Raw genomic sequence first — 23874 nt, forward strand, 5'->3', positions numbered from 1 at the left:
CGCTCCGCCACTACGGTCGCAGGAAACGTGATTTGAGGCGCAAGCGGCCGTGAAGCTGCATCACCTGAGGGATTTCATCACGATTGCCCGCGCCGGGGGCATCCGCGCGGCCGCGCGCGAACTGGGGCTTACCCAGCCAGCCCTGACCAAGAGTTTGCGCAGTCTTGAACAGGAGCTTGGATCGACGCTGTTCGATCGCAGCCGCAGGGGCGTGGCGATCAACAGCTTTGGCGAGGCCTTTCTGGTCCGGGCCGAAGCGGCGCTGCACCAGATCGAGCGGGGCCGGAATGAGGTTCTGCAGCTAAAGGGCAGTGCGGGCGGCAATGTGAGCATCGCAACATCGAGCGTTGTCGCGCTGATGTTTCTTTCGGCCGCCTTGGCCGACTTCCGCAAGTCCTATCCGGATGCCTCGGTCTCGGTGCAGGAGGGGACTTTCTCCAACATGCTGCGCGGGCTGCGCGATGGCGTGCTGGATTTCGCCATAGGACCCAAGCCGGCGGCGGACCTTGCCGAAGACTTCGCCACGGAAAAACTGTTCGACAACAGCCGGCGGGTGATCGGCCGGCGCGGACATCCGCTGGCGAACGCCACCTCGTTGGGCGAACTGCTCGACGCTCCCTGGGTGCTGACCGGAGCGGTTGGCCCGCGCTATCATGAATTCTACGAGATATTCCGGGATTACGGCTTCAAGCCGCCGCCCGCATTGATCCAATGTGAATCGCTGATCGCGCTGATGGCCCTGCTCGATGGGTCCGATGCCATCACGTTCCTGCCGCGCCAATGGGCAGAGGCGGCGATAACGCGCGGGCTTCTGGTCGAATTCCCGGTCAAGGAGACCATCGAAGGGCCTGCGACCTGCCTGATGTATCAGGTCGGCGCACCGCTGACCCCGGTTGCCGAAGCCCTTGCGGACTCCTTCCGGCGGCAGGTTGGGCACTATCTGGCGGGACGCCGGACCTAGAACAGGCTGACAACCGCAGTGTCGATCTAAATTCGCCATCAAAGCGTTTGCCGGGGAATGGCCCGGATCGGTTCGGGAACGGCAAAGGTTACAGGCCAATTTCGGATAGGCCCGGGTGGTCTTGGGGGCGCGGGCCCAAGGCCCAGCGGAACAGGCGCTCGCTTTCGGCGATCGGATGTTCATTGATGCTGGCGTAACGCCGCTCCATCAGGCCCGCTGCGTCGAACTCCCAGTTCTCGTTGCCGTGGGCGCGGAACCAGGTGCCACTGTCATCGTGATATTCGTAAACGAACCGCACGGCGATGCGGTTGCCGGCATGGGCCCAGACCTCCTTGATCAGGCGATAGTCCAGTTCGCGCATCCACTTGCGGCTGAGGAACGCCTCGATTTCCGGGCGGCCCGTGATGAATTCGGCTCTGTTGCGCCAGTGACTGCCGGGCGTGTAGGCGAGCGCGACGCGGGCTGGATCACGGCTGTTCCACGCATCTTCGGCGGCGCGGGCCTTTAGCGCGGCAGATTCGTCGGTGAAGGGCGGCAGGGGTGGGCGGCTCATGATTCAATCCTTTCGATCCGGCCTTTCGAACCGGGCGCGCAGTGCGGCGTTCTCTGCCTCCAGCGCGGCAATCCTTGCTTCCAGCGCGGCAGTGGCGGTGGCTACGTCGCCCGCATCGAGCTTGCGAGGGATGTGCTGCGGGCAGTTGATGTCCCACGCTATAACGGTGAACAGAATGGCCTGCTCGGGCCGGGCGGGATAGCCTGCCGGCATCAGCCGCTCGACCAGGGTGTCGTCAGTCACGACCTGCGCGCGGCCCCACAGCTTGATCCGGCGTCGGTGGGCATAGTCCATCAGAAACAGGAACGCCTTGTCATTCTCCGCAAGGTTGCCCGTGGTCAGGTACTGGCGATTGCCCGTGAAGTCGGCAAACCCGAGCGTATGGTCATCCAGCACCTGGATGAACCCGGGCGGGCCGCCGCGGTGCTGGGCATAGGGTTGCCCTTCCGCCGTGGCGGTTGCGAGGTAAGCCGTGTCGATCCCCGCGATGAATTCGGCCAGATCGGCGGTGATCGCGGTGCGGAATCCGCCGCGCTGTTCGATGCGGGCATAGCTTTCGCGCGACCCACGCGCGGACTGGAACGCCTTGACTGACGGGGTGAAGGCAATGTCGCTGGAAGGTTCCATGGCAACGGTCTTTCGAAGCGGTGAGGCGGACAACGGCGGACGCCGGGTGAGGGGTGGCGCCCGCCGCCCCTCCGATCAGGCAGCCTTGCGGGCGGTGACGATCGGAAAGTCGATCTCGGTCTGGAACACGTTGTTGAAGGTGTTGGTCCAGGTGTTGAGCGCCACGTGCTGGACGATCTCGACGATCTGGGCATCGGTATAGCCGGCGAGCTTTACCGCGGCGAAATCCGCATCGTCGACATGGCCGCGTGAGCGAGCCACGCTTGCCGCGAAGCGTACGGCGGCATCTGCCTTGAGATCGTTCGACGCACCATTGCGGTTGGCGGCAATCTCTGCATCGTCGAGCCTCGCGAGGTTCTTGCCGAGGTACGTGTGGGCCGACAGGCAGTAGTCGCAGCCGTTGATCTCGGCGATCGCAAGGGCAATGCGCTCGCGGGTCTGGGCCGGCAGTGCGCCCTTGGCGAGCGCACCCGACAGCGCGAGATAACCATCCAGAGCCTGCGGGCTGGTGGCGACGAGGCGGAACAGGTTGGGCGCCGAGCCGAGTTGCCTGACCACCGCTTCGAGCAGGGGCTGGGAGGCGGCAGGGGCTTCGGCGATGGAGGCTGGCTGGGTAATGCGGGGCATCGGTCAGGTCCTTGTATTGCCAGAGGCCGGGGATCGGCCGCTGAAGAAGTCCTAGAACCTTCCTGAATTTTGCAGTATCCAGCTTGCTGGCAACCCTTCCTTCCGGAAAATGGAAGTATCAATGGATCGGCTTGAGGCCATGCGGACGCTTGTCGCCGCGATCGACGGCGGCAGTCTCTCGGCCGCTTCGCGCAAGCTGGGCGTGCCGTTGCCGACTGTAAGCCGCCGTGTCTCCGAGCTTGAGGCGCACTTGCGGGTCCAGCTGGTGGTGCGGACCAGCCGCAAGCTGTTGCTGACGGACGCTGGACGTTCCTACGTCGCTTCATGCCGACACATCCTTGACGAACTTGACGATGCCGAACGCCTCGCCGCCGGCGAATACCGCACTCCGCGCGGCCAGCTGGCCATCACGGCGCCCGTCATGTTCGGGCAGATGCATGTGGAACCGGTCGTGCTGGCGTTCCTGCGGGCTTACCCCGAGATCGGCATCCGCCTGACGCTGGCCGACTATTTCATCGATATCGTCGAGAACCGGATCGATGTGGCGGTGCGGATCGGGACGCTATCCGATAGCGGGCTGATGGCAACGCGGCTGGGCTCGGTAGGCTGGATCACCTGCGCCAGCCCGGCGTACCTCGCCGCGCGCGGTGTACCGGACACGCCGGCAGACCTCGCTCGTCACGACTGCATCGGGTTCGAGCGGCTGCATGCGGACAGCAGATGGACCTTCGCCAGCGCGGATGGGCCCCAACAGGTTGCAATCTCCTCCCGCTTCTCGGTCAACACCGCCGGCGGCGCTCTTGACGCGGCAATTGCGGGCGCCGGCATTATCCGGGTCCTGTCTTACCAGGCTGCGTCCGCCATTTCCGAAGGCCTCCTGGTCAAGGTGCTCGAGCCTTTCGAGACGGCACGGCAGCCGGTGCAGATGATCCACAATGCCCAGCCAGTCATGCCGCTGAAGCTGCGTGCCTTCCTGGACTTCGCATCGCCAAGGCTGCGGGCGAGGATGGAGCAGTAAGAGACTGCCGATCAATGCACGGAACCGTTTCCAGGTTCAGGAGCGATAGACCGGCTGACGGCCAAGCAGATGGTTCCGGCCATATTGACCAGGAGCCATGGCCAGCCACCACGCGGCTGGCCTGTTACGAACGCGAACCGATTCCGGCCAGCTTGGCAATGCTGGTTACTGCAATGGGGCTGGACATGATGAGCGGCGGTTCAGCCCGCGGGGGCAAGCGAGAGTTCGGCGTAACGGCGAAGGTGAAAATCGCGCGAGCCGAACCGCGATTCGATGGCGGTGGCGCGCTTGAAGTAATGGCCGACCGCAAGTTCGTCGGTCATGCCCATGCCACCGTGCAGCTGCACCGCATTCTGCCCTACGAAACGCGCGGTTTCGGCGATGGTGGCCTTGGCTGCCGAGGCCGCCATGGCACGTTCGCGGGGCGGGGAATCCAGTTTGAGCGTGACAAGATAGACCGCCGACACGGCTCGTTCGATCGCCATGTACATGTCGACCATGCGGTGCTGCAGCACTTGGAACGAAGCCAGCGCCTGGCCGAACTGGCGCCGCTGCTTGGTGTAGGCGATGGTGTCCTGCAGCATCCGGCGCATGGCTCCGACGGCATCCGCGCAAAGGGCGGCGATCGCTTCGTCGCGCACCTGCTCCAGCAGGGGCAGGGCAGTGCCTTCGCCGCCGAGCAGCGCGTCGCTCTTCAGCCGCAAGCCCTTGATTTCGATATCCGCGGCCCCGCGGTCGTCGATCAGGCGATAGGCATGTTCGACGATTGCAGGATGGCCGCGTTCCACCACGAACAGCGAAATGCCGTCGTGGTCCTGGATGGAGCCGGCGGTGCGGGCGGTGATCAGCAGGTGGGTTGCCCCCGGCGCGCCCTCGACCACGGACTTTGCGCCGTCCAGGACCCAATCATCGCCATCTCGGCGTGCGGTTGTGGCGACATGGTTCAGGCTGTTGCGTGAGGTGGGTTCGCCCGTGGCCAATGCGAACCTGGCCGCTCCCGTCACCAGTTGTTCGAGCAGGTCGGCGGCGCGGCCGTCCAGGCGCTTGAGCAAGCCGCCGCCGATGACGGCAGTTTCGAGATAAGGTTCGGTGACGAGCGCTTCACCCATGGCTTCGGCAATGACCATGGTCTCTACCGCACCACCACCCAAACCACCGAGCGCCTCGGGAATCGCGGCGCCCAGGATGCCGAGATCGACAATCGCCTGCCAGATCGCCGGATGGGATGCCGCGTCTTGAATGAGCGTGCGCCGCTGTTCGAAGCTGTAATTCTCGCGCAGGAACCGCCGGATCGCGTCCTGCAACATGACCTGCTCTTCGCTGAGATTGAAATTCATCGGGCGCTCGTCCTTGCCTAGCTCGGCGCCTTATGGAGTTATATAATCGATTGAGCAAGAGCGATGGCCACTGGACAGGCGGGCCAAGATGCAATTTACTTCGTTCATCACGCAATTAATTCGGGCCAGGTGTTCTGTGATCAGCCTGTGTCCGGACCGTTGCGAGTCCGCCGCCGGCGCGGGTCAAATGGAGGTTGCCAATGAATTTCCAGCATAGCGAAAAGGTCAAGGACCTCCTCACAAGAGTGGCCTCCTTCATGAAGGAGCATGTCTATCCAAACGAGACGAGTTATTACCATTTCGTCCATCACCCGGACAACCTGTGGCAGGAATGGCCGGGGATGGAGGCGTTGAAGGAAAAGGCCCGCGAGGCCGGTCTCTGGAACCTGTTCCTGCCGCACGAATACGGTGCGTTCAGTCCGGGGCTGACGAACCTGGAGTATGCGCCGCTTGCCGAGCTGATGGGGCGCGTGCCGTGGTCGCCGCAGGTCTTCAACTGCTCTGCGCCCGACACCGGAAACATGGAAGTCCTCGCCAAATATGGCAGCCCCGAGCAGCAGGAGCGCTGGCTGAAGCCGCTGCTCGACGGAAAAATCCGCTCAGCCTATGTGATGACCGAACCCCAGGTGGCGTCTTCGGATGCAACCAATCTGGAAACCTCGATCCAGCTTGATGGCGATGGCTATGTGATCAACGGACGCAAATGGTGGATTTCCAATGCCGCGCATCCGGATTGCAAGGTCTACATAGTGATGGGCAAGACCCATTTCGACGCGCCCCGCCATGCCCAGCATTCGCAGATCATCGTGCCAGCCGATACGCCCGGCATAAGCAAGGTCCGGGCGATGCCGGTGTTCAGTTCGATGAACTCCCCGGGCGGCGAATGGGAACTGCGCTTCGACAACGTGCGCGTACCGAAGGAGAACCTGATTCTCGGCGAGGGACGGGGCTTCGAGATCGCGCAGGGCCGGCTGGGACCGGGCCGCATTCACCATGCAATGCGGTCGATCGGCCAGGCGCAGCGCGCGCTTGAGCACATGGCGCGCCGGGCCGAAAACCGCGTCGCATTTGGCAAGAAGCTGTCCGACCAGAGCAGTATCCGCCAGGATGTCGCGCGCAGTTTCTGCGAAGTGGAGATGGCGCGCTTGCTGACGCTGAAGGCTGCGGACAGCATGGACCGGTTTGGCAACAAGATTGCGCGCGACCTCATCGCGGCGATCAAGGTGGTCGCGCCGCAAATGGCCCAGACCGTAGCCGATCGCGCGATCCAGGTGCATGGCGCGAGCGGGGTCAGCGACGATTTTCCCATGGCCTATTACTTCACGCTCAATCGCTATCTGCGCATCGCGGACGGCCCGGACGAAGTCCATATGTCGCAGCTGGGCAAGCTGAAGATCGCCGAATATGTGGCGCAAGGCGACGACTGATCTCAGGCGTTGCGTTCTTGTAGCGATGGGCAAGGTTTCAGAGCTTGCCCATCGCCACCGGGCCAACACGCAAGGTGGGTCAGCCGCCCAGCGAGCGCCAGACAATGTTCTTCTGCACTTCCGTTGCGCCGCCGAAGATGGTTTCGGCACGCTGGAACAGATAGCTGGCCATGGAAACCGGGCCGAAGCGCGGGGTGAGTGGCATCGTTGCAGTCCAGCCCGGGGTTGTCCTGTCCGGGAAAGGCAGGCCCGCCGTTCCAGCAAGATCGACGAACAGCTCGTCAATCTGCTGCGCAGCTTCGGTCGCGACGATCTTGAGCGATGATACTTCTGCGGCGGGGACATCTTGGCCGGCCGTCAACGCGCGCATCACAGCAATGTCGAGCAGGTCGATGGTGATATCGCAATGCGCCATCCTTGCGGCAAAGTTCGGATCATCAGCCAACGTGCCCCAGCCGTCTGCCGGCGTATCGCGGGCCATGCGGTGCAGCAGCTTCATCGCTTCGCGCTTGCGGGCGACGTGGGCGTAGGACAGTCGTTCGCCCTGAAGCAGGAATGTCGCATAATGCCAGCCCTTGCCCTCTTCTCCGATGCGCTGGTCCACGGGGACCCGAACATTCTCGAAGTCGATCCGGTTCAGGTGATGAACGCCGTCGATCGAGATGATCGGGTGTATGGTGATGCCAGGGCTGTTCATTTCGGCGCACAGAAAACTGATGCCTGCCTGCTTCGCCTTTTCCCGTGAAGTGCGGACGAGGCAGAAAATCCAGTCGGCCCATTGGGCGTAGGATGTCCAGATCTTGCTGCCGTTGAGCACATAGTCATCGCCGTCGCGGACCGCTGACATGCTCAGGCTGGCCAGATCAGAGCCGCTTTCGGGTTCGGAATAGCCCTGTGCCCAGAGCGTGCGGGAGGCAAGGATATCAGGCAGCCAGCGGCGCTTCTGGGCGTCGGTCCCGAATGTGTAGATCACCGGCGCAACATAGATGATTGCCATCGGCATGATCGTGGGGATGCCGGCGCGGTCGGCCTCCTCCTCGAACACGTAGCGCCGGGCTGCATCCCAGCCGGGCCCGCCATGATCCCTGGGCCAGTTGGTCGCCAGCCAGCCGCGCGAAGCGAGCGCCTGCTGATTGCGCACATGGTCGTCGCGGTTCAGCAGAATGCCTTCACGGACCTTGGCGATCAGGTCGGCAGGATAGTCCGTTGCGAAAAACTCGCGAACCTCGTTCCGGAAATGCTCCAGCTCGGGCGGAAGCGATAAATCCAATGCCATCTCCTTCGCAAACTTGCACACGACCTTGCCATCCGCGCCGGAGTTGATCAATTGTTTGATTGAAGGCGCGTACGCGCCCGGACTCAGGAGATCCAGATGTCATTCGCGCTACCCAATGCTTCGCAAGACCTGGCCGGGCAGACGGCGTTGGTGACCGGCGCCACTTCGGGGCTGGGCCGCCGATTTGCCCATGTCCTCGCGAATGCGGGGGCGAAAGTGGCGATTGCCGGGCGGAGGCGTGATAAGCTGGACGAGGTGGCGCAGGAGATCCGCGCGACGGGCGGGACCGCGCATGCCGCGGTGATGGATGTCACGGATCTGGCTTCTCTGGCCGCGGCAGTTGTCGAGGTGGAAGCGGAACTGGGGACGATCACGATCCTGGTCAATAATGCAGGGATGCCGGATGCGCAGTTGGCAACCAAGATTCCGCTGGAGCTGATCGATCAGGTTTTCGATCTCAACGTCAAAGGGCCCTTCGTGCTGGCGCGAGAGGTTGCGGCCCGGCTGATGGCAAACGGGTTGCCGGGGCGGATCATCAACATCTCGTCCATGGCTGCATTCCAATATGCCGTGAAGGGCGCATCGATCTATTCGATCACGAAGGCTGCAATTGCGCGCATGACCGAGGTGCTGGCGGTGGAATGGGCAAGCCGCGGCATCAACGTGAACTGCATTGCGCCCGGATCGTTCGAATCGGAGATGATGAGCGGTATGATCAGCCGGATCGGCACCGACTTCATTGATGCGATGCCACGCAAACGGCTCGCCCACCCGGCGCAGCTGGACAGCACGCTGCTATACCTGGCCTCGCCGGCGTCAGACGCGGTGACGGGCGCCATCATCAAAGTTGATGACGGCCAATTGCCGCGGTGATTGGGTGCCCGCCGACCGGCGGGAACCCAATGGAGAGGGACGCTTCCCGACTATGCCTTGCGGCTGGAGAAGCGGGCGATCCGTTCGTGCATGTCGGGCCCGACACCCTTCGTGTTGTGCACTTCATGGGCAAGGGCCATCGTCATCGGCATGGCGTCGGTTTCGGCCATCAGCGCTTTGTACCCGGCAATGCTGAAGGCAGAGTTGGCAAGAATGCTGTTCGCGAAGGCCGCCACTTCATCAGCAAAGCGATCGTCGGCAAAGCAGGCATTGGCCAGGCCCATCGCTGCCGCTTCGGCGCCGGTGTAGGACTTGGCGGTGAACATCATCTCGCGTGCCTTCGCAAATCCGACACGGCGGGGCAGCCGCTGAGACATGCCCCAAACGGGTGTCAGGGCCCATTTCGCATGCGTATCCGCAATGCGGGCCGATTCGGAAACGAGGATGATGTCTCCGGCAAGCGCGAGCTCAAGCGCGCCGGTGTAGCAATGCCCGTGAATTGCGGTGATCACGGCTTGTGGCAGATTTGCCAACCGTTCGATCACGCGGGATTCGAAACCGAAGTCCTGTGCTTCGCCAGTCGCGATATCGCCCAGGTCATGGCCGGCCGAGAAGCATCGCCCCGCCCCGCGGAGCACGACGCAGCCGATCTCTGCGCCGGCACTGGCGATGGCACGAACGTGCCGGTCCAATGCAACGAACATTGCATTGTTGATGCTGTTGAGCTTGTCGGGACGATTGAGCGTCAGAGTGCACAAGGCACCGTCGTCGTGGCGGGTTACGAGGCCTTCGGCCATGATGGTTCCTTAGATTGTCGGCAACGAGCCTGGCTGATCGCGACCCCAATCCTGTACCGCGCGCCGGCGGTCTTCGACTGAGGACGGGCTGACCTGTGCGTTATGGGCTCGTGACCGAGCTTGTTCGAGTGCGGTCGCGTCGCCCAAGGCCAGCGCATAGCCCTCGTCGATCAGCTTGAGATAGGCGCGCAGAAATGACTGGTCGGCGCCCTGCATGTCCTGGCAGATCGCGCAGGCAAGAGGGATCAGGTCTTCGGCGGGGACGACCCGGTTGACCAGGCCCCACGCCAGCGCGGTTCTCGCATCAATGAAATTGCCAGTCAGCGACAATTCCTTGGCCCGGGACAGACCGATGGCGCGTGACAGCTTCTGCGAAAGGCCCCAGCCCGGCATGATGCCAACACGTGCGTGCGTATCGGCAAAGCGGGCATTGTCCGATGCGATCAGGATGTCGCAAGCCAGCGCCAGTTCAAAACCGCCGGTGATGGCTACGCCGTTGACTGCACCGATGACCGGCTTCGAGCAGGCCGTCACGGCCGCAACCGGATCCTCCGGCCTCTCGTTTCCATTGGCTTCGCCCAAGGCAGCGGGATCAGAGCCCAGTTCCTTCAAGTCCAGGCCAGCGGTGAAGGCGCGGGTCCCCGCGCCCGTCAGGACGATCGCGTCGACACCGTCATCGGCATCGAGTGCCTTGATCGCTGCTGACAAATCGCGGCGCAACGCCCGCGACAAGGCGTTCATTGCTTTGGGCCGGTTCATGGTGACGATGGCGCAGCGACCGGCGCGCTCCACCAAGACAAGCGCTTCAGTCATTGTATGATCACCAGTTCGCGCACGGTTCTCACTTCCAGCTGGCTTGGGGCCACCAAGGGAACCATTCCGGCATGCCGTCTGAAACCCGGTCGGTATAGACTGGCTCGCGCTTCTCCAGGAAACTGGTCACGCCTTCCTTTGCGTCGGCACTGCGGCCGCGGAAATAGACACCACGACTATCGATGACATGCGCTTCCATCGGCACCTGCATCGACAGGCCCTGCCACATCATCTTGCGGGCGAGGGCGACTGACACGGGGGCCGACGCAGCGATTTCGGCGGCGAGTGCGCGGGCCGCAGGCATCAGGTCAGCCGCTTCGTGGATCGAGCGGAAGAGCCCTGCGTCATGCCCCTCTTCGGCGGCGAATACCCGACCCGTCGCGCACCATTCCACCGCGCGGCTGATCCCGACGAGACGCGGCAGGAACCAACTGGACGCTGCTTCTGGCACGATGCCGCGGCGGGCGAACACGAAGCCGATCTTGGTCCCCCGTGCCACCATCCGGATGTCCATCGGCAGCGTAAGGGTGATGCCGATGCCGACAGCGGGCCCGTTAATGGCCCCGATCACGGGCTTTAGCGAATCGTAGATGCGCAACGAAGTAAGCCCACCGACATCACGCACACCTTGGTGGCTCCAGTCGATCGACCCGTCCGGCCGCACTGGGCCGTCGGTTGCGCCCTGCGCATAGTCAAAGGTTGCTGCCCCCAGCGACAGATCCGCGCCCGCGCAAAAAGCGCGTCCCTCGCCAGTGACAATGACCGCGCGCACGTCGTCGTCCGCGTCGGTCAGGTCGAACGCGGCGATGAGTTCATGCGACATCTGCTCCGTGAAGCTGTTGAGCTTGTCGGGCCGGTTCAGCGTGATCGTGGCGATGTTGTCTGCGACTTCATACCGGATGGCTTCAAACTGCATTTCGATCTCCGTTCAATGTTGCGGGCGCAGCTTCGGCGTGACTGTGGCAAGCAAAGCGGTCGCAGAGGATGGGGCGGGGCCGGCCGGGTTCATGGCTGAAGCACGATCTTGCCGATGATCTCTCGATTGCCCATGGCGGTGAATGCCTCGCGCCAGCGGGACAGCGGAAGAACGCGGTCAACTCGCGGCGAAAACCTGCCTTGCTCCGCGAGGCCGAGCAGGGACTCCCGGACTGCACGACCGCGCTCGGGGAAGCGGCGCGCATATTCGCCGGCGCGGACTCCGACGAGCGAAAACCCCTTGATCAGTGGAATGTTCGTGGCGACCGTGGGTATGCGCCCGGCGGCAAATCCGATGACCAGAAGCTTGCCTCCGAACGCCACACAGCGCGTGCTCTCGTCAAACACATCGCCACCGACGGGATCGAAAACAAGGTCTGCCAACTGGCCGTTTGTCAGCTCCGCAACCTGGTCACGGAAGCGGCCATCGGCGGGCAGCACGGCACGGGCCCAGCCGGTTGCTTCGAGGGCGGACATTTTTTCCTTGCTGCCAGACGTGAGGATGACGCGGGCGCCCAGTGCCTGGGCGACGTCGGCTGCGGCCATGCCCACGCCGCCGCTTGCGCCGTGAATCAATACCCACTGGTCCTGAAGCAGACCGCCGATCTCCACGAGCGCGGTCCACGCCGTGCCATAGGCGGCTCCAAACGCTGCTGCCGTGGCAAAATCCATACTTGCGGGGATCACCTGGGCTGCGGCGATGTCGAGGCAGGCATATTCAGCCATACCCCCGAAGCGCATCCCGCCAAATACCCGATCGCCGACACGAAATGGTGACCCCTCTGGCGCTTCGGCAACAAGTCCCGCCACCTCCATGCCCGGCACAAAAGGAAGCGCGGGTTTGAACTGATAAGCGCCGCGCGTCATCAGCAGGTCCGGAAAGTTGAGCGAGGTCGCCCTGACTTGCACCAGGAGCTGGTCAGCGGCAGGCCTTGGTGCCGGGACATCCGCCAAACGCACACCCGCAAGATCATCCGCGAGGGCTCTGATCTCAACCGCTTGCATCATCCCGTCCTCGAAAGATCAGGGAAAACGGTTAGCAGGTTTGACTCCTCTGCCAAGACATTTAATTGGGTAATTAGTTTGAAATGAGGGCGTCGCAATGATCATCCGGGGTTCCGAAAACGACCTGATCGCGATCGAGCAACGCGGCCATGTGCGGATCGTGCGCATCCAGAATCCCCCGGATGGCTGCATCGCTGCCAAGGGCGCCCGCCAGTTGCTGACCGTCTTGGCGGATGCGTTTGTCGACCACGATGTCCGCGCCATTGTTCTTGTCGGCGCGCAGCCAGACGTCTTCATCCGGCACGCCGAGGTTCGGGGCATAGGGCGGGCTGCAGCAGCTCTGGCTGAGGGCCGGATTGCCCCAGCCGATTTCGCGAACAACCCCTTCCTTGATCTGGTCGAGCGACTGGATCGGGCTGAGAAGCCGGTGATCGCCGCGATCAACGGAATTTGCATGGGTGGTGGGCTTGAGATAGCGCTTGCCTGCACCGCGCGCATCGCGGGGCGAAATGTCAAGGCCATCGGTCTGCCGGAGATACGGATCGACATCATCCCCGGGGCGGGGGGCATGGTGAGGCTGGCGCGACTGATCGGTATGCACCAGGCTCGACTGCACGTCCTGCGCGGTTCGGTACTCGATGCGGTCGAGGCCCATGCCCAAGGGATTGTAGATGAAGTGGCGGACGACCCATTCGCTGCTGCGCTCGATCTGGCAGATGCGATCGCTCATCGCCATCCCGCTGCCGTAACGGCCATCATGCGCAGTTTTCGCGACGGCCTATCGTCGCGGCAAAGTGGCCCCACCTTCGCGTCGGTAATCGCTGAGCCAGGTGTACTTGATAGACTTGAGCGCTTCATTTCCTGCGAGGAACGCCTCGATCAGGTGCCCTAGCGCCAGGTTCGCCTGGCAGGTTCAGTCCATGCGGACCCCGCCATCGACGTTGATCGTCTGTCCGGTGATGTAGCTTGCGTCATCGCTCAACAGGAAGCCAATCATCGCCGCCTGTTCCTCGACATGACCTTGGCGGCGCATGGGGATTCCCTTGGCCACTGCGCGCTTCACGTCGGCCGGAACCACCTTACCGCTTCGTTCCGCGGTCCGTTGGAACGTACCATCCATCATGTCGGTATCGACTGACCCCGGGCACACGCAATTGACCCTGATGCCGATCGCCACGAGTTCTTGGGCCAATTGTTGGGTAAATCCGATGACGGCGAATTTCGATGCGCAGTAGGCGCCATAATTCGCCATTCCCGTCCTGCCAGCCAGGGACGAGATATTGACGATAGCCCCCTTCGTGCCTGCCTGTCGCATGGCACGTGCAGCGTGCTTTGCAACGTGATACGTGCCATCCAGATTGATAGCGATCGTCCGGTGCCATAGCGCATCGTCCATGTCGATGATCGGTGTGGACCCTGCGCCTCCAGCCGTGCCCGCGTTGTTAACGATCGCGTCGGGCACACCAATTTCTGTGATCGCCCGCTCGAACATCGCTTCCACATCGGCCACGTCCGTAACGTCACAAGCGATAGCAGCTGCGCGACCCCCGGCAGCCGTGATCTCAGCGACTACTGACGCTGCGCCCTGCCAGCCCACTGCCCTCTCCTCTACCGGAAAGCTGGCGGGCGCGCGCCGGGACTCCGATACGACCACCGCGGCTCCAGCCCGGGCAAGGCGCAGCGCCGTTGCCCGGCCGATACCGCGCATACGGCCAGCACCCGTCACCAGTGCAACGCGTCCGGTCATATCCATCATCTGTCCTTCTGCCTTGTCAGCGCGGCTGGGCGGCAGCATCCGCCCCGTCCTGCTGCCAATACTTGTCTCGAATGAGGCGTTTATACAGCTTGCCCGTATCCAGTCGGGGTAGCTGTTGCATAAAGTCGATCTTGCGAGGAGTTTTCACATGGCTCAGGTTGTCGCGCACGAATTGCGTGAGTTCTGCGGCAAGTTCGTCGCCTGCCTCGGCCCAATTGCCAGGCTGCACGACAGCTACAACCTTCTCGCCCATCTCCGGATCGGGTGCGCCAATGACAGCAACGTCCATCACCTTCGGATGCGTGATCAACAGGTTCTCGATTTCCTGCGGATAGATGTTCACCCCACCGGAAATGATCATGAAGCTCTTGCGATCCGTCAAGTAAAGGTAGCCATCCTCATCGACCCAGCCAATGTCGCCCAAAGTGCTCCAGCCCTTTTCGTGCAGTGACTCGCGCGTCTTTGCGGCATCGTTGTGATATTCGAATGAGGGACCACCGGAGAAATAGATGATACCCTCGCTGCGCGGAGGCAGTTCATTGCCATTCTCATCGCAGATATGGACCTTCGTCGAAATAGGGCGGCCAACGGAACCTTTGTGCGCCAGCCATTCCTGTGGCGAGATGAAGGTGCTCCCATTGCCTTCCGAGCCGCTGTAGTATTCATGGATGATGGGGCCAAACCATTCCATCATGGCTTCCTTGACCGGCACCGGGCAGGGTGCGGCAGCGTGAACCACCGATTTCAGCGAGCCAATATCGTAACCTTCGCGAACTGACTGGGGCAGCTTTAGCATCCGGATGAAATGCGTGGGCACGAACTGGACCATGGTGACGCGATAGCGCTGGATGGCTGAAAGTGCTGATTCTGGATCGAATCTTTCCATGATGACCAAGGTCGCACCAATCCGCATCATCGCCATGCCATAGCGAAGCGGCGCCGCATGATAGAGTGGTGCAGGGCATAGATACACGGTATCCTCACCCGCCCCGTAGAGCTTCGTCGCGACCGTAACGACGAGATCTTCAAGCGTAATCGGCTGACCGCGCTTGAGAGTCGGGCGGATGCCTTTCGGCCGGCCGGTGGTGCCGGACGAATACAGCATTTCGATGCCTGCTTCCTCATCGGCGATCGGGGTTGCCGGGAGTGAACTGCATTCCTTCGAATAATCGCGAATGGCACCACGAGCACCATCGACCGAGAAGACGGCCAGCCCTCGGACCTGCTGTGCCACCTGATGCGCCAGGTCTGACACTGCTGCCGATGTGACGAAGGCCCCAGCGCTGCTATCCTCCAGAATGTAGCTGATCTCGGCAATCTGCAGCTTGGTTGACACCGATACGAAGAAGAGGCCGGACCTTTGCGCGGCCCAAACCACCTCGAAAAACTCGGGCCGGTTCTCCATGCAGATGGCAATGGTGTCGCCAGGCTTCAGGCCGAGCGAACGGAACAGGTGGGCACCTTGGTTCGAATGCCTTTCAACCTCTCCGTAAGTTCGCATCACTCCGCTTTCCGCCATGATCATCGCGGGCTTGTCCGGGTTGATTCTGGCGTGGATCGAGGGATGCATCGTGGTTCTCCGCAGCTTCGGCTGTCATGCTTATGGGGCCTCGCGGCGCACGAAACGCCGCAACCTCGCTTATCTGGGGGCCATGCGGATGGCTCCGTCCAGCCTGACGTCTTCGCCATTGAAGTAGGGGTTACGGATCATCTCGAGTGCGAGGCTGGCATATTCGTGAGGAATGCCGAGCCGTTTGGGGAAGGGGACCTGAGCGCCGAGGGCATCAAGGACGGATTGGGGGGCGGCTTCCATGAGCGGCGTGGCGAAGAGGCCGGGCAGGATCGTGTTGACGCGGATGCCTTCCGAGGAGAGATCACGGGCGATTGGCAGGGTCATGCCGACAACCCCGCCCTTGGAGGCGGAGTAAGCCGCCTGGCCGATCTGCCCATCCTCGGCGGCGGCGCTGGCGGTATTGACGATGGCACCACGCTCACCGGTGTCGAGCGGGTCGAGCGTCAGCATGCCAGCGGCTGACTTGGCAAGGCAGCGGAACGTGCCGACAAGGTTGATCTGGATGATCCGGTCGAAGTCCGCGAGCGGGAAGTGTCGCACTTCTCCGGTCTTGCGGTCGCGGCTGGCTGTCTTGATCGCGTTGCCGGTGCCGGCACAGTTGACCAGTATACGCTCTTGACCAATGGCTGCGCGAGCTTTGGCAAAGCCTGCATCCACGCTGGCTTCATCGGTCACATTGACCGCGCAGAACACACCGCCAATTTCGCTGGCCAAGGCTTCGCCCAAGTCAGCGTTCAGGTCGAACAGTGCGACCTTAACGCCCTCGGCCGCCAGTTTGCGCGCAGTGGCCGCTCCAAGCCCGCTTGCCCCGCCCGTCACCACAGCTGCCAATCCTGCCAGTTCCACTTGGATCACTCCTGCTATGTGCCTGCATCGGGCGCGCAACATGGCGCGGCCTACTGAAAAATGGGGTCAGAGTGCCTCGACGATGGTTACGTTGGCGATGCCGCCGCCTTCGCACATCGTCTGTAGGCCATAGCGCTTGCCCCGCGCGCGAAGGGCGTGGACCAGCGTAGTCATGAGCTTGGTGCCCGAAGCGCCCAGCGGATGGCCCAGCGCAATCGCTCCACCGTAGACGTTGAGCCGATCAGGATCGGCGCCGAGCACTTCGAGCCAAGCCAGCGGAACGGGCGCGAAGGCTTCGTTTACTTCGTAAAGGTCGATGTCGTCGATCTTCATGCCGGCCCGCTCAAGCGCGCGCTGGGTGGCGAAGACCGGTTCTTCCAACATGATGACTGGGTCGCCGGCTGTTACGGTCATGGCATGGATACGCGCCAGCGGGGTCAGGCCATGGGTCTTGAGCGCTCGCTCATTGACCACCATCACCCCTGAGGCACCATCGCAGACCTGGCTGGATGTCGCCGCGGTCAGCGTGCCTCCTTCGACCAGCAACTTGACGCCAGCGATCGATTCAGGCGTGGCGTCGAAGCGGATGCCCTCGTCGATGACATGCATCTCGCGCTTCCCCTCGGCGGTGACGATTTCGATGGGGGTGATCTCAGCCGCGAACGCGCCTGCCTTGGTTGCAGCGGCAGCGCGCTGCTGGCTGAGCAAACCGAACGCGTCGAGACGCTCTCGATTGAAGCCGTACTTCTGTGCGATCATTTCGGCGCCGCCGAACTGGCTGAACTCCCTGACACCGAAGCGCTCCTGAACCTTGTGGCTCCAGGGACCGACCTCGCTGCTTTCGGGCACGATCGCCAGACCCATGGGCACGCGGCTCATGCTCTCGACCCCGCAGGCGATGACCACGTCCTGTGCGCCCGACATCACCGCTTGTGCGGCAAAGTGCAGCGCCTGCTGCGATGATCCGCACTGTCGGTCGATTGTGACGGCCGGCACGCTCTGCGGCAGAGAGGAAGACAGCACCGCACTGCGGCCGATATGCAGGGACTGCTCTCCCGCCTGCGTGACGCAGCCAAGGATCACGTCCTCGACAGCCGCACCATCGATTCCTGCGCGTGCCACCAGTGAATCGAGCAGCGCCCCTGCCAGATCGGAAGGGTGCCAGCCGGACAGCCGCCCCCGCCGCCGCCCACCGGCGGTCCGCGTTGCCGCCACAATATATGCTTCCGATAGCGCCACGATCGTACCCCGCCATACCAATGTGCAGACTCGCCTAGATCACATCGTCAATATAATCAATCGAGCAATGAATTATGGATGTGGCAGGTCGTTCTGGGATGGAGTGAGTGAGATCGCGCGCCTGCAAGGCTTGAGAGAGCGCCTTCCGTAGCATCCTACCGTAGCATCCTAATGCTCATTGCAGCGGGCGAGTCTGATTGACAGCTCGTTTCAATTAACTAGTTAGGTTTTGAATTGCGCTTCACATCAGAGCTGCGTCAACGGAACACGGGGAGGCAGGCGGTTGTGACGCGGAAAAGCGCCGTGAACTGGCCTTGGATATCTGCACGCCATGACGACCCCGTTCGTCCAGCCCGTAAGGAGAATACTGAAATGACCACCCAATCCGCAGATATCATCAGGCCAGGGGCCTGTACCGGCCAGATCGTTTTTGTTGCCGGTGGGTCCGGCGGGATCAACCTCGGCATCGCACAGCGTTATGCCGAATTGGGCGCGAGCGTTGCCCTCATAAGTCGCAGCCAGGAACGGGTCGACGCGGCTGCAGCGGAGATCACAAGTCGCGGCGGCATTGCGATGGGTGTGGAAGCCGATGTCCGTGATAGCGCTGCCGTGCTGCAAGCGTTCGAAAAGGTCCATGCGGCCTATGGCGACATCGACGTTGTCATCTCAGGTGCCGCAGGGAACTTTCTTGCGCCGGTCATCGGCCTTTCGACCAATGCATTCCGCACAGTGATCGACATCGATCTGATCGGCACATTCAACGTGTTTCGCAGCTGCTATGACTTCATTGCCAAGCCCGGAGCATCGCTGATCGCCATTACCGCAGGTCAGGCCGTACGACCCACCATGTTTCAGGCCCATGCCTGCGCTGCCAAGGCCGGTGTTAATCTCTTGACCCAGACGCTGGCGATGGAATGGGGGCCTGCAGGCATCCGCGTCAACGGCATCGCCCCCGGGCCCATCGGCGATACCGAAGGCATGGCACGGCTGGCGCCAAACCCGGAAATCACCGAGCGGCTGAAGAGCCGCATCCCGCTTCGGGATTACGGCACCAAGTCCGACATAGCCGATCTCGCCGTCTTCCTGGGATCGGCGAATGCCAAGTATATCTCGGGCGCCATACTCGATTGCGATGGCGGCTCGATTCTGGGCGATGCGTCTGCAGACGCCCTGGCGCCGCCCAAACGGAACTGATCGACGTGAGCGAGGGCGTGAAGGGCGTGGTGCGCCGCAGTGGACGATTCCGCCAATGCCGGGGCCAAGGGTCTTCAGCGTGGCGATATCGTGTCTTGGCTGGCAACGCCAACGAGGTGGCCAATCCCTTCCGTCTCCGCAGAGCCAGCGTCGCAGCTTAAAGCACGCAGGCGTAGGTGGAATGCCAGGCAGGTGTCGCTGGCAGCGATCTGTCCGCCCTTGGCAATGGCAAGCTCGATACGTTGGGCCAGGCCGATCTCGCTGCCATGACATGAACCTGTACAGGGTAACGGCCTGGGCGGCGGGTTGGCTGTTCTGCTACCTACGCGAGGGAAGGCGAGGAGTTCGGAATGGGTGAAATACTCCGGGGCCGCGCGGCCCTTATCACCGGCGCCGGAAGCGGAATGGGGCGAGCCATGGCGCTGACATTCGCGCGTGAAGGTGCAAGGGTTGCGGTGATCGACAAGAATGGTGCCGCTGTCGCTGCGGTTGCCGCTGAAATTCGGGAGGCTGGTGGCGAGGCGCAAGACATCTGCGCCGATCTCAGCGATCGAAGCGCGATCCCCGAGATGGTCGCAGCAGCGGCCGCAGCGTTGGGCGGGCTGGATATCGTGGTCAACAATGCCGGCCTGGCCCAGCCAGTCGCGATTGATGATCCATCCTACTTGCAAGTCTGGGATCGCCTGATCAAGGTTATGCTCGATGCGCCAGCGATGATCGTCCATGCAGCGATTGCCCATTTGCGCAAGTCTGATGCGCCGCGCATTCTCAACATCGCATCCACAGAGGGGTTGGGGGCAACCGCCTTCGGATCACCCTATAGCGCGGCGAAAGCAGGGGTCATCGGGCTGACCCGGTCGCTCGCGGTCGAACTGGGCAAGGAGGGTATAACGGTCAACTGCATCTGCCCGGGACCAATCGATACCGGGATCGTGGCAGATGTCAGCATGGCGGACCGAGAGATATTCGCCCGTCGTCGGACCGCCTTGCGCCGATATGGCCGGCCTGAGGAGATTGCTGAGATCGCGCTCAGTTTTTGTAGCCCCGCGGCATCCTATCTGACAGGGGCGATAGTGCCCGTCGACGGCGGGCTTACGGCGCGCAATGCATGACGGGGCAGACGCCGGCTTTTCGCGATCTGGTCTACTATCCTGGTGGAAGAATGGGCCCGGCAGGGGCCTGGAAAGCCCTCCAATTCGAAAAGGTAGACTACTGGCCTGCGGTGCCCAGTAGGTCTTCGTCGGTTTTCATCGTGGGATGCAGTCGTTCGGACGTTCGTGTGCCGAAGCAAAGTATTGCCTGTGGACCCCGTTGCATTCTGGAAACGCCGGTTGTCCTTCGCCATCGTTCGGCCCGCAGCAATCAGCCAGAGCGTATTGCCGCGAAGTGCCTAAGGCAACATCTCGACCCGGCCATGCGATTCTAAACCAGACCGATCAGTTGGCGGCCCAGACCCGATCTGTATTGGCCTGTTGACCCGTCCAGCAAGGGTGGATGACGCATTGCGTTTGCGCTTCAAGATAATTATACGATTAAGTTGATGCGGGATTGTGGGTGCTGGGCAAAGGCAGCCGATCGCGCTTGGTATCAAGCAGGTTGATGGAGTTTGGGCATGAGCGAGGCTGGTTCGTACTGTGTGGAGGGCGAGATCGGCATCGTCACGATCGACAACCCACCGGTCAATTCATTGGGCCTAAGGACCCGCCGAGCCATCCAGGAGGGCTTCAACAGGTTTGCAGCAGACAGCTCGGTCAAAGCGATTGTCCTTATCTGCGGCGGGCGGACGTTTTTTGCCGGTGCGGATATCTCCGAGTTCGGCCAGCCGCCGGTTGCGCCCGACCTGCATGACATACTTCGTCTGATCGAGAATAGCGCAAAGCCGGTCGTCGCCGCGATTCACGGCACGGCCTTGGGCGGGGGGTACGAGCTTTCGTTGGTCTGCCACTATCGCATCGCAGTGCCGTCCGCGATGGTTGGTTTGCCGGAGGTTTCGCTCGGTCTTCTGCCCGGCGCCGGGGGCACGCAGCGCCTGCCCCGCATTGTCGGCGTTCCCGCAGCGCTTGACATCATCACTGGTGGCAAGCCGATCAAGGCAAAGAAGGCACTGGAACTGGGGATGATCGACTCCCTGGCAGACGAGGGCAAGCTGCGGGAGGATGCGATTTCCTTTGCTCGTCATATCCTCGCCGATGGCAAGCCGATGATGCGGGTGAGCGATCGCAATGAGAAGCTGATCGAGGCCAAAGCTTCGGCGGACATCTTTGAAGAGTACCTAAAGCGCAATGCGCGTGCGTTCCGCGGCTTTAAGGCGCCCGGTCACATCGTGCGGGCGATCCAGGCGGCGGTGGATACCGCGCCTGATTTCGATGCGGGCATGGCGCGTGAGATGGAACTGTTCTTGGAACTGGAAGCGAGCCCGGAATCACTTGCACAACGATATTATTTCTTCGCCGAACGCGAGACGGTGAAAGTGCCGGACATCGGCAAGGATGTTGGCACCCTGCCGGTCAAGTCAGTCGGCGTCATCGGTGCCGGGACAATGGGCGGTGGCATCACCATGAATTTCCTGAATGTTGGGATTCCTGTGGTGTTGGCCGAGATGAGCCAGGAAGCCCTGGATCGGGGCATCGGCATTGTCCGCCGCAATTACGAGAATAGTGCCAAAAAGGGCCGGATGACAGCGGAGCGGGTTGAGCAGCTCATGGCCCTGATCACGCCAGCGATTGGCTTGGAAGCATTGCGCGAAGTCGACCTGGTGATTGAAGCCGTGTTCGAGCAGATGAGCGTCAAGAAAGAGATTTTTTCCAAACTGGACGGAATCTGCAAGCCAGGCACGATCCTGGCATCCAACACCAGCTTCCTGGATCTTGACGAGATTGCGGCTGCGACTGGCCGGCCCGATCACGTCGTGGGCATGCATTTCTTCTCACCGGCCAATGTCATGCGCTTGCTTGAGGTCGTTCGTGGCGAGAAGACCTCGAAGGAGGTTATCAATACGGCGATGAAGCTGGGCAAGAGCATCGGCAAGGTGCCGGTTCTCAGTCGCGTGTGCTGGGGCTTCATTGCCAATCGCATTATGGCAGCCCGGGCCGTCCAGGCCAATGAGCTGATCCTTGAAGGACCGACCCCCCAGGACGTGGACAAGGCGATCTACGACTACGGCTTCGCCATGGGGCCATTTCAGATGAACGACCTTGTCGGCCTGGATGTTATCGGCCGGGACGACGTCGAACGGTCTGTCTCGGGCGATCTGGTCAAGCTTGATCGCCTAGGCCAAAAGAAGAATGGTGGTTATTACGACTATGACGAAAACCGCAAGGCCAGTCCCTCGCCAGTTGCGGCTCAGGTAATCGCCGACTTCGCACAGTACAAGGGTATTGAAAACAAGGGGCCACAGAGCGACGAAGCAATCGTGGCGAGGCTGCTTTACCCGGTTGTCAACGAAGGCGCCAAGCTGCTTGAAGAAGGCATCGCGATCCGGGCCTCGGACATAGATGTCGCTGCGATCCTTGGATATAACTGGCCCGTTTACACGGGCGGTCCGATGTTCTGGGCCGATACCATCGGTCTTCAAAAGGTCGTTGACGGACTGAACGCGCTCGGCATTCCTCCCGCTACCCTGCTGGTTGAAAAGGCGCAGAACGGTGACCGCTTTACGACCCCTTGATTGTCAGTGCCTGGAACCGGTGGGACGGGGATCCTGGTCTCGACGGGTTCCGGATGGCAAGGGGCGTCCCTTGCAAAGAAGCCTCGCTCAAGGCATATCGACTGCGCATTGAATTTTCATTGGAGCATTGATTAGTGGCCGTTCTTCCCGCGCGTGAAGATAAGGAATCTTCAAGAAATCTCTTCTTGCGGGCTGCCGGCGAGCTGATGACCGAACGCGGTTCGCTCGAGGTCTCGCTCAGTGATATAGCGCAGAAGGCGCAGCTTAACTCTGCTCTGGTGAAGTATTATTTTGGGAGCAAAGACGGCTTGTTGCTTGCGCTGACCGAGCATGTCCTGTCGACCGGGATTGCTCAGCTTCAGGGCTTGCTGGAAATGGATATTTCAGTCCTTGAAAAGCTGAAGATCCACATCAACGGCATCACGGCAACCTATCTGCGCTATCCGTTTGTGAACCGGCTTATTCACCTGATGATGGCCAAGCCGGAAACGGGAGCCTATGTGGCGAAGCACGTTTCGCGTCCATTGGCCGAGGCGCATCGCAGGCTGCTGGAAGAGGGCGTGGCCGCCGGCGTGCTTGTGCCCATCAATCCAATGATGTTTCACCTGATAGTCGTGGGTGCCTGCGATCAGCTGTTTTTCGGGCAGCATGTGCTCAAGCATGCCTTCGACGTAGATCGGATCGACGAGGATTTGCGTCGCGAGTACACGCGTACTTTGCTGGACCTCATTCTCAATGGCCTGCTGGTGCACAAATCCTGAGCCGGATTTGACGCCCGAGGTCATTGGGAGTTGGCCGGACCGGCGAATGCACACTGACATCGGTCCTTTAGACAGCGTTCCATCAAAGAAATCTTCGACCCGTTCCAGGTAGATAGCGCTTCTTGTGCCGCTGGCGGTGCAAATCGCACACCAGTTGTAACGGTCGCGGGAGAACTCCAGTGCGTCGACCACAGGGTCGATCAGGGATTTGTTCGGACGCGTCGATGGGTTTCCACAAGGACGATCGAGTCTCTAATGATATTGGCCTTCGGCTGATCGCGATGAGGCCTTGCTGGAGTCTCTCGGCGATGATCACGGGCCCCACGCTGATATCCCGCAGTGAGTAGCATCTGGCTTGCTGGGCGCCTTCGATCTTGCTGCCGAGGGCGGGGGCGATGATGGGGAACAATCCCAACGCTGATCTCCTGGCGTGATCCGATGGCACAGGTCCGGTTTCGAAGGCCGTCAGCCAGCACCTGCTGGTTCTGCGGAGCGGGATACTGTCAGTCGTTGGAGTCCTGTCGGCAGTCGATCTGGAAGGTGAGCGGC

General features: G+C 61.8%; 22 protein-coding genes. 9 read left to right on the plus strand and 13 right to left on the minus strand.

Annotated elements, in window-relative coordinates; translation table 11 throughout:
* Nucleotides 1-49: 49 nt before the first annotated feature.
* A complete protein-coding gene (locus POM99_RS03125; protein ID WP_277275338.1) occupies nucleotides 50-961 on the plus strand; it encodes a LysR substrate-binding domain-containing protein in 912 nt (303 codons plus the stop codon).
* Between the two features lie 88 nt (nucleotides 962-1049).
* Here the strand turns inward: POM99_RS03125 and POM99_RS03130 are convergent, their stop codons facing one another.
* The 3 genes from POM99_RS03130 to POM99_RS03140 form a co-directional block, all read right to left on the minus strand.
* Entirely contained in the window at nucleotides 1050-1514 is a 465-nt protein-coding gene (locus tag POM99_RS03130) for a nuclear transport factor 2 family protein (protein WP_277275339.1), read from the minus strand.
* A gap of 3 nt (nucleotides 1515-1517) precedes the next feature.
* A complete protein-coding gene (locus POM99_RS03135) occupies nucleotides 1518-2141 on the minus strand; it encodes a pyridoxamine 5'-phosphate oxidase family protein (protein ID WP_277275340.1) in 624 nt (207 codons plus the stop codon).
* Between the two features lie 75 nt (nucleotides 2142-2216).
* The gene (locus POM99_RS03140; RefSeq protein WP_277275341.1) at nucleotides 2217-2768 is read right to left on the minus strand and encodes a carboxymuconolactone decarboxylase family protein; all 552 of its coding nucleotides are present in this window, start codon (nucleotides 2766-2768) and stop codon (nucleotides 2217-2219) included.
* Between the two features lie 121 nt (nucleotides 2769-2889).
* Here POM99_RS03140 and POM99_RS03145 point away from each other — a divergent pair, with 121 nt between their 5' ends.
* Nucleotides 2890-3786, plus strand: a complete 897-nt coding sequence (locus POM99_RS03145) for a LysR family transcriptional regulator (RefSeq protein ID WP_277275342.1) — start codon at nucleotides 2890-2892, stop codon at nucleotides 3784-3786.
* A gap of 200 nt (nucleotides 3787-3986) precedes the next feature.
* On the opposite strand, the gene POM99_RS03150 is transcribed toward POM99_RS03145, so the two are convergent.
* A complete protein-coding gene (locus POM99_RS03150) occupies nucleotides 3987-5123 on the minus strand; it encodes an acyl-CoA dehydrogenase family protein (RefSeq protein WP_277275343.1) in 1137 nt (378 codons plus the stop codon).
* Between the two features lie 200 nt (nucleotides 5124-5323).
* On the opposite strand from POM99_RS03150, the gene POM99_RS03155 reads away from it, so the two are divergent.
* Nucleotides 5324-6550 carry an acyl-CoA dehydrogenase family protein gene (locus tag POM99_RS03155; protein WP_277275344.1) on the plus strand — a complete coding sequence of 409 codons (1227 nt, stop codon included), beginning with the start codon at nucleotides 5324-5326 and terminating at the stop codon, nucleotides 6548-6550.
* A gap of 79 nt (nucleotides 6551-6629) precedes the next feature.
* On the opposite strand, the gene POM99_RS03160 is transcribed toward POM99_RS03155, so the two are convergent.
* On the minus strand, nucleotides 6630-7820 hold the full coding sequence (locus tag POM99_RS03160; protein ID WP_277275345.1) for an acyl-CoA dehydrogenase family protein: 1191 nt from the start codon (nucleotides 7818-7820) through the stop codon (nucleotides 6630-6632).
* 102 nt (nucleotides 7821-7922) lie between these two features.
* On the opposite strand from POM99_RS03160, the gene POM99_RS03165 reads away from it, so the two are divergent.
* A complete protein-coding gene (locus tag POM99_RS03165; protein ID WP_279644373.1) occupies nucleotides 7923-8699 on the plus strand; it encodes an SDR family NAD(P)-dependent oxidoreductase in 777 nt (258 codons plus the stop codon).
* 50 nt (nucleotides 8700-8749) lie between these two features.
* Here POM99_RS03165 and POM99_RS03170 read toward each other — a convergent pair whose 3' ends face one another.
* The 4 genes from POM99_RS03170 to POM99_RS03185 form a co-directional block, all read right to left on the minus strand.
* A complete protein-coding gene (locus POM99_RS03170; protein ID WP_277275347.1) occupies nucleotides 8750-9496 on the minus strand; it encodes an enoyl-CoA hydratase/isomerase family protein in 747 nt (248 codons plus the stop codon).
* A 9-nt stretch (nucleotides 9497-9505) separates the two neighbouring features.
* A complete protein-coding gene (locus tag POM99_RS03175) occupies nucleotides 9506-10309 on the minus strand; it encodes an enoyl-CoA hydratase (protein WP_277275348.1) in 804 nt (267 codons plus the stop codon).
* 28 nt (nucleotides 10310-10337) lie between these two features.
* The gene (locus POM99_RS03180; RefSeq protein WP_277275349.1) at nucleotides 10338-11225 is read right to left on the minus strand and encodes a crotonase/enoyl-CoA hydratase family protein; all 888 of its coding nucleotides are present in this window, start codon (nucleotides 11223-11225) and stop codon (nucleotides 10338-10340) included.
* Between the two features lie 89 nt (nucleotides 11226-11314).
* Nucleotides 11315-12289: an NADPH:quinone oxidoreductase family protein gene (locus POM99_RS03185; protein WP_277275350.1), complete on the minus strand. Its 975-nt coding sequence runs from the start codon at nucleotides 12287-12289 to the stop codon at nucleotides 11315-11317.
* Nucleotides 12290-12386: 97 nt separating this feature from the next.
* Here POM99_RS03185 and POM99_RS03190 point away from each other — a divergent pair, with 97 nt between their 5' ends.
* A complete protein-coding gene (locus tag POM99_RS03190) occupies nucleotides 12387-13181 on the plus strand; it encodes an enoyl-CoA hydratase/isomerase family protein (protein WP_277275351.1) in 795 nt (264 codons plus the stop codon).
* A gap of 21 nt (nucleotides 13182-13202) precedes the next feature.
* On the opposite strand, the gene POM99_RS03195 is transcribed toward POM99_RS03190, so the two are convergent.
* The 4 genes from POM99_RS03195 to POM99_RS03210 all read right to left on the minus strand — a co-directional run bounded on the left by POM99_RS03195 (nucleotide 13203) and on the right by POM99_RS03210 (nucleotide 17679).
* On the minus strand, nucleotides 13203-14084 hold the full coding sequence (locus POM99_RS03195) for an SDR family oxidoreductase (RefSeq protein WP_277275352.1): 882 nt from the start codon (nucleotides 14082-14084) through the stop codon (nucleotides 13203-13205).
* Entirely contained in the window at nucleotides 14062-15615 is a 1554-nt protein-coding gene (locus POM99_RS03200; protein ID WP_277275353.1) for an acyl-CoA synthetase, read from the minus strand. The genes POM99_RS03195 and POM99_RS03200 overlap by 23 nt, the downstream gene beginning before the upstream one ends.
* Before the next feature lie 69 nt (nucleotides 15616-15684).
* Nucleotides 15685-16464 carry an SDR family NAD(P)-dependent oxidoreductase gene (locus POM99_RS03205; protein ID WP_277275354.1) on the minus strand — a complete coding sequence of 260 codons (780 nt, stop codon included), beginning with the start codon at nucleotides 16462-16464 and terminating at the stop codon, nucleotides 15685-15687.
* Between the two features lie 66 nt (nucleotides 16465-16530).
* Nucleotides 16531-17679: an acetyl-CoA C-acetyltransferase gene (locus tag POM99_RS03210; RefSeq protein WP_438822984.1), complete on the minus strand. Its 1149-nt coding sequence runs from the start codon at nucleotides 17677-17679 to the stop codon at nucleotides 16531-16533.
* 396 nt (nucleotides 17680-18075) lie between these two features.
* On the opposite strand from POM99_RS03210, the gene POM99_RS03215 reads away from it, so the two are divergent.
* The 4 genes from POM99_RS03215 (at nucleotide 18076) to POM99_RS03230 (ending at nucleotide 23325) form a co-directional block, all read left to right on the plus strand.
* The gene (locus POM99_RS03215; protein ID WP_277275382.1) at nucleotides 18076-18897 is read left to right on the plus strand and encodes an SDR family oxidoreductase; all 822 of its coding nucleotides are present in this window, start codon (nucleotides 18076-18078) and stop codon (nucleotides 18895-18897) included.
* Between the two features lie 416 nt (nucleotides 18898-19313).
* Entirely contained in the window at nucleotides 19314-20009 is a 696-nt protein-coding gene (locus POM99_RS03220) for an SDR family NAD(P)-dependent oxidoreductase (RefSeq protein WP_277275383.1), read from the plus strand.
* Nucleotides 20010-20509: 500 nt separating this feature from the next.
* Entirely contained in the window at nucleotides 20510-22564 is a 2055-nt protein-coding gene (locus tag POM99_RS03225; RefSeq protein WP_277275356.1) for a 3-hydroxyacyl-CoA dehydrogenase NAD-binding domain-containing protein, read from the plus strand.
* 134 nt (nucleotides 22565-22698) lie between these two features.
* The gene (locus POM99_RS03230) at nucleotides 22699-23325 is read left to right on the plus strand and encodes a TetR family transcriptional regulator (protein ID WP_277275357.1); all 627 of its coding nucleotides are present in this window, start codon (nucleotides 22699-22701) and stop codon (nucleotides 23323-23325) included.
* Nucleotides 23326-23874: the final 549 nt, after the last annotated feature.

This window comes from Novosphingobium cyanobacteriorum (assembly GCF_029436685.1).
Lineage (GTDB): Bacteria > Pseudomonadota > Alphaproteobacteria > Sphingomonadales > Sphingomonadaceae > Novosphingobium > Novosphingobium cyanobacteriorum.